This window comes from Candidatus Neomarinimicrobiota bacterium, assembly GCA_041862535.1.
Lineage (GTDB): Bacteria > Fidelibacterota > Marinisomatia > SCGC-AAA003-L08 > TS1B11.
This window is the reverse complement of sequence record JBGVTM010000233.1, coordinates 1-9,618: the sequence shown is the minus strand read 5'-3', so window position 1 is coordinate 9,618 and position 9,618 is coordinate 1. Positions and strand designations below refer to the sequence as shown.

Here is a 9,618-nt window from a genome sequence, read left to right as displayed (position 1 = left end):
CCGTACATCGCTGACGCGAGTAGTTGGGATCCGCTTGGGAGCATAGTCACCTGTTGTCCCACCGTGAGTGTAAAGGGGTAGCTGCCCTACTTCCAGCTCTTTGGCGGGCACCGGGAAGTGCAGCGGCGTACCTGTAACCAGGTCACCCCAGCCGCGGCGGTCGAAGTAGAACAAGCCTACCTGCCTGGCGAAGGTTTCGATCCCCTTCTCGTATTTCAGCCACTCGAAGAAGTCGTCTTCATCGCCGGTGAGAGCCGGCAATTCGCCATTGGTCACCCGCGTTTCATTGACGATGTCTGCTGCAGCGGCCTTGTGGCCCAGCCGATACTCAGCTTCGGCCTCCAACAGGCGCATCTCGACGTGGGTCATGGTCCACATCGGCACATTCCCGTAATAAGCGAGATCCCGGTAGCCCTCATAGGCGTACATTGAGAAGTGGTACGTCCCTCGCGCCACCTGGAAAGGCGAAGCGCCGTTATAAGAGAAATACGTCCCTTCGGAATCCGGGCAGGCGGTGCAGCCGGTAACTCGTCTATCCGCCGTATAGAGGAGGAATTCGTCCCGCTTTGCTACTTGCGTATCCAGCCAATTCTGGTAGCCGCTGGAGGTGTCGGCCAGACCAATGGTCTTATAGTCGGCCCGCATCCAGCCGTAGGGGCCCCAGGTAATCTCCCGGTACCAACTATACCAGTTGATCCAGCCATCGCCAACTGGGCCGAAGTCTTCCCCTTCCTGGATGCCGGCCGCGACGTGGGTTTTCACACCGTCCCAGTTCACGGCTGCCCGCTCCGTCGGCGTACGGGCCACCGCCGCCATGAAACGGGCGGTGTAGGAGTGGGCCAGCCTGGCCAATCCATCGCTGGTCAGCGCTACCCCATTGATCCACGTGTCCGGTGTAGTGAAGTCCTCACCCGAGCACTCGGCAATACAGTCTCCCAGGTAGCCGATGGCGGCATCCATGACCTCACCATATGGCGAGAGAGGAACATCCACTTCCCCGAGGGCGATGGCGTTCAAATCGTCGGTTTCGTCAACGATGTAGGCCTGGTCAAACATTTCGGCCAGGAAGCCGTACGAGAGGCCCTGAATGAACCGTGCGAAGGCAATCGCCCGGGGCGTGTGTTCGCCGTCAGTACCGATTTCCATAGGGTCATCCGGGTCCAGAATCGCCCGCAATCCATCATTGACCGCGGATATGGCGCCATACAAATCATACCAGGGAACTTCGATGTGTCCTTTGCTGGCGTAAGCCGTGGTGTTGTTAAACGCTACACGCGGCTCCGAGGACAGGTCTTTCATACCTTCGTTTCCCCAGGACGAAGAGTTCTCGTCGGCTATGGTGGTTAATCCCAAGGGACAAGTCCAGTGCTCCGTAGCAAACCAGTAGGTGCGGAATGACCCGGCTATGAGTGCTTCAACATCCGAGGGGCTCGCTATGGTACGTTGGGTATCGGGATCGTTGGGGTTCTCAACTTCCAGTGTTTCAATACAGCCTATAACCCAGATGACCAACCCCAGCATCGCTAGTATTTTTAAACCTTTCATAGACATTCTCCTTGAATTTTTGTGAAGTTCACTTCCGTCGCTTTCCCTACTTACAGCTCGACTTCAAAGATAAATGAATATGACCTGAAGTTGGGGTAGCCGAAGCCATCGAAGCGGGTTAATACGGCCGATCCGCCTTGACCGCCACCAATACCCACTTCAGGATCGTACCCACTGTAGTCGGTCCAGGTTATGAGGTTCCGACCAACCACACCTAAGACGATCCGGTTCGCCAGGCCAGGCAGGCTGAAGCCATAGCGTATAGACAGCTCCTGCAGCTTCAAGTAGCTGCCGTCCTCAACGAAGTGGCCGCTAGGCTCGCGGACGTTGTACAACTTCTGGTAGTAGACCGTGGGCTTCTTGTCCCCTTCCGCCTTGCCGTACTGATCCACTTCTGCCACTTTGTCGTCCCGCATGCCCCACTGACTGGTCATGTTGTAGATGTGCCCACCAGCCTGGCCTTCAAAGAGAGCATAAAAGGTGAGCGGTCCCAGACGGAGATTGGTGGAGAAGCCGTAGTGGAAATCAGGCACGGCGCTGCCGATCTTCACGAAGTCGGTCCCCTCCTCCTCGTCGTAATATTCGATTGGGATGCCCCAACTATACGCGCCGTCCGCGCTGGAAGTGCCCCACAGGGAGTCGGAGAGGCCCTGGGTGTAGGAATTTCCGGCGCCGACCCACACCACATAACCGTCGTCGTTAACCTGGAACTCGGATGGTTCCGCATCTTCCGGCAGATCCTTCTTACTGGTAACAAACTGGGTGCCGTACATGTCGCCCAGGGTCTCACCTTCACGGTTATAGAAGGTGGTCATGTCCTGGGTATTCGGGGGTGCCCAGGTATAAGACGGCAGTTTGAAATCAGTTATTACCTGGGTTGTGCGGTCATAGAACAGGTTGGCACTCCAGCTGAGGTCTCTGCTTTCCATGAGCACCGCCTGCAATCTGGCCTCGAGGGTTTTGGCTGTCAGCTCTCCGGCGTTCTGCCACTGGGTCTTGTAGCCGAAGAAGCATTTCAGGGGCACCAACAGAATCTGGTCCTCGATGACCGATTTGGCCGAAGTGAGCTCCACCCTAATGCGATCCAAGAGAGCGAAGTCGAGGCCCATTTCAGTTTCGGTAGCGAACTCTGGCTTCAGGGTCTTATTACCCAGGGTTCTGTCCCCCAGGTCTATGAGGCCCCCGGAAATAGGATAGGTTTCATACTGGGCCTCGAAGGCCGGTCGGCTGCCGGCTGTACCCAGGGAGAACCGCAGCTTGAGCTCGTTGATCAGGGGCTTGAGCAGCCAGAAGGGCTCCTCGGAGATTCGATAGGCGCCACTATAGCGGTAGTAGTTGTGCCACCGCTCCTTGGCCCCGAACAGCGAGCTGCCATCCTTCCGATACATCAAATCCACGATATACTTGCCGGCGTAGTCCGCGCCGCCAATGAAATAATAACCTTCAGCTATAACCTTCGTTTGCTCGGACTCTACCGAAGAGTAGATGGCCGCATCCAGGCTGGGAACGTCGCCCACGCCAAAGTCCCTACCATACGCCGTAGTAGAGGCGAACTTATCCTCTTCGTACAGATACCGAAGTTTTGACCTCAGGTTGAGAGCCCCGATCGTCTGGTTGAAGGAGGCGGTCACATCGGCGTTAATGGCCTCGTTAAAGCTGTGGTATTTATCGAGCGAGCCCAGGCTCCCACCGCCGGATTGGCTCTTATAGCCCTTGGGATAGTAGTACTCCCTGTCGTGTTCGGTCCGGTCAAGGCTGAGATTGGCTTCCAGTCCGAACCAGATGAGCGGCCGGTAGCTCAAGCGCGCGTTGGTGAGAAACCGGTTGCGCGTCCGGGAACGGTCTCGATACAGGAGCTGGTAAATGGGATTCTCCTCTTCGGTGTTCGTGGGATCGGCTTTAATAAAGATCTGATCCTCTGTCGGTAGCCAAAGACCCCCAAGAGCCTCCCGCTCGTAGTCCCATTCATCCACTTTCAAAAGGTCAACGTCAACCGGCATGAACGTGAGGTCAAAGAGGGGGCTGGCAGTGCCCATGCGCTCCGCCACTTCATCCATGGTGGATTGGCTGTAATAGGTGCTTACCGACAGCTCCAGCTCTCTCCGGATGTTATGATCCAGGTTGACCCGCAGACTGTTGCGGTTATTTCCCTCCATATTATACAGCACACCAGGCTCCTGGGTGTTGGTGAACGAGGCGAAAAAGTTAGTGGACGGCGTGTTCTGCGCCACCGAAATGGACGACGTCTGGTACTGCCCTGGATCAAAAAACCGATCTATATGATCAAAACCACCCTCAGGCAGCAGTGTAGGGGGTCCCTCCACACTGGTATGCCATACGCCACCAATCAAGGTGTCCGGTACGCCGGTACACACGTATTTATATGGCTTATCCTGAAACCTGATAGTCTCAGCATCATCAAACCATTCGATCTCCCGGTCCGAGCTGCGAGGATCGAGCCAATTGCCATCCTTATCAATGAAGTCACCGGGGGTTACCGCGCGGCCATTGGCATCGGTGTAACTTGTTTCCGCTATTTTGTACGCGTGGTATGAGACCAGGTCGATCTTCTTGGCCAATTCATTGTAGCCTGTTTCGCTCCGGACGGTGATCCGGGTCTGATTGACGGGCACGGTTTTGCCCCGTTTGGTGGTGATTTGCACCACGCCGTGGGCGGCCCGGGAGCCGTAGAGCGAAGCTCCTGCGGCGCCTTTCACCACTTCGATCTTTTCGATATCCTGGGCGTCAATATCGGCCATAGAGCCCCCCTCGCTCAGAATCACCCCATCTACAATGTAAAGCGGCTCTTGAGACCGGTCGGTGGCGTTGATGCTGGTGGCGCCCCGGAGCTGCACAGAGGCCGAGCTGCCCGGCTGACCACTGGCCTTGACGACGCGTACACCCGCGATCTTACCCCGGAGGGCGCCTTCAGCAGAGACCGCCGGTACTTCCAGGTCCTCCGCGCTCAGACGACCCACAGCGAAGGGAACCCGGGCAGCTTCCATTTCGCCCACAACACCTGTCACGACGATCTCTTCCAGGCCGAGTACGTCACTGGCAAGGCTGAAGTCCTGCGTGATAGTGCCGGGAGTCAGAATGACTGTGGCCACACTGGTGTGGTAGCCGATGAACTGGGCCGTTAGTACGGCCTCCTGCCCCCGGACCAGGTTGGCGGGTATCGTTATCCGGTAAGTACCATCGTTTCCGGAGGCGTCACCGATATTGAGAGCGCCGATCAGGACGTTGGTGCCTACCAGGGGCTCTCCCGTCTCCGCATCGGTGACTGTCCCTCTGATAACCGCTCCCTCTCTCGGTAGCTGCCCAAAAATGAAGAGGGGAACGAAAACAATTACCAGAGCTGAGAGTAGCTTCCTCCTCATATCCTCATCCTCACTGTGTTTTACAGGTTACAAAGTCGGCGGGTTTCTATTGGAAACAGAAAAGAGCTCCAGCGGTTCAATGACCGCCTACATCTCCTTATATAAGATAAGGAAATATCGCTTTGCCCTTCTTGAAATTTCCTAGCCCTGCCTTATTATTGTATTCGCCATTTCGGCAATCCTCATATATGTTATAGCATCATTATGATGCTATGCCTCTCAGATTGCTTTACTCGGCGAATCCTCTGCCACTCCAAGTATACAGCTGAAGATCGTTATATGCAAATTTTTATCTGAGGTTAAGATCACATTTTTTTCGTTCCTGCTGGGATGCGGCCACAGCGGTGATACTGCCCCTGCCAATTGTTTGAAACTGGCCAGCTCGTTGCGCTCTGGAAGATCTATCGAGCGAAGCAGAGAAGGCCGGGAAGCGCACTGTTTTCCGGCCTTTTAATGTTGACGTGGGGCTCTGGAAGGCCTACCCCGAGGCTATGTGTGGAGCTAGTATTTTGGTGTGGATGAGACGCAGGGATGGGTGCTTAGCGTCGGAAGCTAGATTACAATATTTGGCTGAGAGAAAAGGCGGCTTGGCGTCGATCCAAGTATAAGCGCCGGTCAAGCCTAGAGCGCCGGTCAAGCCCGGATCTTCTATCAACGGCGACCGGAACCACGGCTACCCGCCTATCCGGACCAGAGCGACGCCCTACAAAGCTGCGTCGGTCACTGCCGCTGCGGTTGTCGAGCATTAATCCTCCCTATATACAAATATCGCAAGTAAAGCTACAAGAACTGAACGATAGCAGGCAATATCTTTGGGGACTGTTTAGCGTGCTGCTGCTGCTAGCGGGATCCCTTGGCCGCCCTTATCACCCGCCGGGACCAATTGCGCATATCGTCCAGGATAATGTAGATGGTAGGCAGGATCAGCAGGGTCACCACCGTTGAGAATGTCAGGCCACCGACGATGGCCCGGGCCATGGGGTAATACGGGGGACCATCGCCGCCAATTTGTGTGTTGGTAAGGGTAAGTGGTACAAGCCCCAGCACGGTGGTGGCGGCGGTCATCAATATGGGCCGCATGCGGTCGTAGCCCGCCTGGATAATGGCCTCCTTGCGGGCCATGCCCTTCGCCCGTAACTGATTCACGTGATCGATAAGCACAATGCCGTTGTTCACTACCACTCCCATCAGGATCAATATCCCGAACCAGGCCATGATGGAAAAGGTGGTCCCGGTGATGAGGAAAAACCACCAGACACCGATAACGGCAAAGATAATAGATGTCCAGATGGCTGCGGGAAAGATCAGGGACTCGAAAAGGGCCGCCATTACAAAGTAGATCAGGGCGAGTGCTAGAAGGGTATTGGTCATCATGGTTTGGGTCGTTTCGTCTTCATAACTGAAGGCACTTCCGAAGCTCCAGGTGTAGCCAGGCGGGAATTTGTACTGGCCTAAAGCCTCCCTGATTTTATTGCGGGCCTCATCGAGCGTGATGCCGTCAAGATTAGCGTTGACGTTGATCGACGTGATGCGATCCTCCCGGTGAATGTTGCGCGGAGCGCGGCCCACCCTGAAATCGGCTATGGCCGATAGCTTAATGGGTTGACTGGTGCCATTGAACAGAGGCAGGTTCTGGAGCTCCTCGAGGGTCTTTTGATCTTCTGCCTGGAATTGCAGTTTCAGATCAATCTCACCATCTTCATCGCGGAGACGCGGCAGATTCAGGCCTCGCATGGCGGCGGAAATGGTTTGGGCCACCTGCATGGTGGAAAATCCATATTGGCGGGCGCGGACGCGGTCGATGACGACATGAACCTCCTTCTCTCCCGCTTCCGCCGCTGAGCGCACATCAACCAGGCCTTCAGTATCCTCCAATATCCGGGCAATATCCCTGGAGATTTCCGCCAACAGTTCACTTGATTTGCCAATGAGCTGGATGCCCGCCGCCTCCCCTCGACCGGAGCGGCGGCGCTCAAAACTGGGCACCGCAATGGACAACTGGGGCAGACCATCCTCGATGGATTTTCGTATCGCGCTTAAAGGCCTCGAGAGCTTCTTGTCTTTCAGTATAATGGTTGAAGCAGCATACTCACCCTGGTAGAAGCTGTAAACCGATTTGATCTCAAATTCATCCTGGTGAGCAAACAGATACTCCTCAACCTGATTAACAGCCTCCTCCACCTTTTCCACCGTGTAAGAACCGTTCACGTAGTAGCGTAAAAATAGCCGTTTATTCTCTGGCTCTTCGAATAAGTCCTTTTTGACTTGAGAAATCGGCACGACCACGCTGAGTAATACCAATAGCATGATGGCGATACTGGCCCGGTGGTGACGCAGGCTCCAGCCTAAAATATTAGTATACCAACCTTGGAGTCGGTCAATGATGTTTCGCTTTCGTACAGTGGGCCTGGGCTTGATCCGCGAAGCCAGAAGTGGAACCACCGTTTGGGCGATGACCAGTGACGCTGCCAGTGCGACCACAATAGCGACGGCCACGAATTTGACCTCTATAGAAATTTCATCCCGGGGTGAGACCATATGGGGCAAGAAGACGATGGCTGTGGTGAAAGTACCCGCGGTGACAGCCAAGGCCACCTCTTTAACAGCCGAAATGGTTGTTGCGGATGAATGGCCATCCAGCTCCTGGCGCCGGTGAATGTTCTCAGTGATCACGACGGCATTGTCCACCAGCATGCCTACGGCCAGCATAAGGCCCATCATGGACAGGATATTCAGGGACATGTTGAAAAAGAACAGAAATCCCAGCGTGATCAGCAGGGAAGAGGGAACCGCCAATGCCACAATGACGGTGGTGGTAAATCGCCGGAGGAAAAAGTAGAGCACCACCAGGGCCAAAAAAGCACCCATCATGCCGGCCTTCAACAGCTCATTAAGTGAGCTGACAATGCCTTCGGCTTGGTTGTCCATATGGTAGATACTGATACCCGCCATTTCCGGCAGCGTGGCGATCTCGTTGATTTCCCTGATTACGTGCTCCGCAACATCTACCGTATTGGCCCCTGATTCTTTGAACACATCCAGGCCGATAGCGTAGCGGCGGTCCAGATGGCGTCCGTAGTCCAGTCGGGGGTGATCGTAGGTGATTGTGGCGATATCCCGCAGGTGGACAGAAGTCCCCGTCACAGTAAGCGCGCCAATCTCTTCGAGGGTGGTGAACTCACCGATGGGTCGCACCAGATAGCGTCGCCCGGTATCGGTAATGCGCCCGGCTGTCACAATGAAGTTGCTCCGCTGCAGGTCTTCCACAAGCCGGGGGAGGTTCACGTTATGGGCCATAACCCGGTCAAGGAGCAGTTCAATACGGATTTCCCGCTTTTCAACACCATACAGGTCCACCTTGCCGACACCCTCCAGCCGTTCCACCCGCCGCTTGAGGTTGCGGTTAAGCATGTCGTAGGAGTTGGAGAGATCCCGGTTGCTGGAGATTCGGAACATGAGGATAGATTGGTCGGTGGTGGAAAACTGCTGGACGTAAATCCGCTCCACGTCCGCTGGCAGGAGGTGGCGTATGCCGTCAAGTTTCTCTTTCGCTTCCAGGGCTTTGGTCATGGTGCGCTCGCCCCAATCCAGCTCCAGCCGGATATCGGCACCGTTTTCACGGGAATCTGAGACCATGCGCTTGACACCGCTGATGGTTGCAAGCAGCTCTTCGGCTGGACGGGTAATCAGGCGTTCCACCTCTTCGGGAGTTGACCCGGGGTAGGGGATAGTCACGAAGACGCCGGGAAAGTCCAAATCGGGGAAAAAGGCCAGCGGTAGTAGTCGGCTGCTGATGGCCCCGATGAGCAGCAGACTGGCAAACACCATCAGGGTGGTGACGGGCCGGTGGAGAGAGAAGGCGGTTATGCTCATAACCCTGAGTCCGAATTAAAGGAATTCAATCGGTGCGATGGGTTCATGGGTTGGACCTCGCCTCCGCCCCGGCATACTTCTTTCTGTCCAGTACCGAATACATAACGGGGATGACCAGGAGAGTCAGGAGCGTCGAGACAGTGAGGCCTCCAATTACTGTGATAGCCATGGGGGCCCGGACTTCGGCACCCTCGCCAAGACCCAAGGCCAGAGGCGTGAGCCCCAGCACCGTTGTCAAGGTAGTCATGAGGATGGGACGCAGCCGGAGGCAACCGGCTTGGATGATGGCCTCCTGTTTCGCCACCCCCTGGGCTCGCGTCTGGTTGATGCGGTCTACCAGTACAATGGCGTTGTTCACGACGATACCCGCTAGCATGATGAGGCCGATGAAAACCACCACACTGATGGTGGAGCCGGTCATCCATAGGGCCAGGGCGGCACCAATTATAGCCAGCGGAATAGTGAACAAGATCACGAAAGGGTGCAGAAGGGATTCAAATTGTGAGGCCATGACCAGGTATACGAGGGAAATGGCCAGCGCCAGTGCAAACTGAAGGGATTGGAAGGAGACAGCCATTTCCTCGTTCTGACCCGCGAGCCGCAGGCTGAGGCCGTTCGGAATGGGCACCTGCTGGATGATTTGGTTGATTTCTTCGGCGGCGGCACCCAGGTCCCCATAACGCAGATTGGCCGTGACGAGCGCAACCCGTTGCTGACCGGCGCGATGAATCTCCCCCGGCCCGGTGTCGACAACGATGTCGGCGACGGCCTCAAGGGGTAAGGGTCGCTCACTCTCGGGGTTAATTACCAGCGTGCGCAC

Annotated in this window: 4 protein-coding genes; all 4 read right to left on the bottom strand. The window is 55.7% G+C overall.

Annotation, left to right across the window (positions count from 1 at the left end; genetic code table 11):
- The coding region (locus tag ACETWG_08550; GenBank protein MFB0516640.1) for a hypothetical protein at positions 1 to 1,545 on the bottom strand (1,545 nt) is incomplete at its 3' end.
- A gap of 50 nt (positions 1,546 to 1,595) precedes the next feature.
- Positions 1,596 to 4,925, bottom strand: a complete 3,330-nt coding sequence (locus tag ACETWG_08545) for a SusC/RagA family TonB-linked outer membrane protein (GenBank protein ID MFB0516639.1) — start codon at positions 4,923 to 4,925, stop codon at positions 1,596 to 1,598.
- An 840-nt stretch (positions 4,926 to 5,765) separates the two neighbouring features.
- Entirely contained in the window at positions 5,766 to 8,798 is a 3,033-nt protein-coding gene (locus ACETWG_08540) for an efflux RND transporter permease subunit (GenBank protein ID MFB0516638.1), read from the bottom strand.
- Positions 8,799 to 8,841: 43 nt separating this feature from the next.
- Positions 8,842 to 9,618, bottom strand: a 777-nt coding sequence (locus tag ACETWG_08535; GenBank protein MFB0516637.1) for an efflux RND transporter permease subunit, incomplete at its 5' end; no start/stop codon positions are given.

What these genes read in the sequence shown, in the direction of transcription:
- ACETWG_08540 (MFB0516638.1), bottom strand. Translation starts at nt 8,798, where the DNA reads ATGAGCATAACCGCCTTCTCTCTCCACCGGCCCGTCACCACCCTGATG.
- ACETWG_08545 (MFB0516639.1), bottom strand. Translation starts at nt 4,925, where the DNA reads ATGAGGAGGAAGCTACTCTCAGCTCTGGTAATTGTTTTCGTTCCCCTC.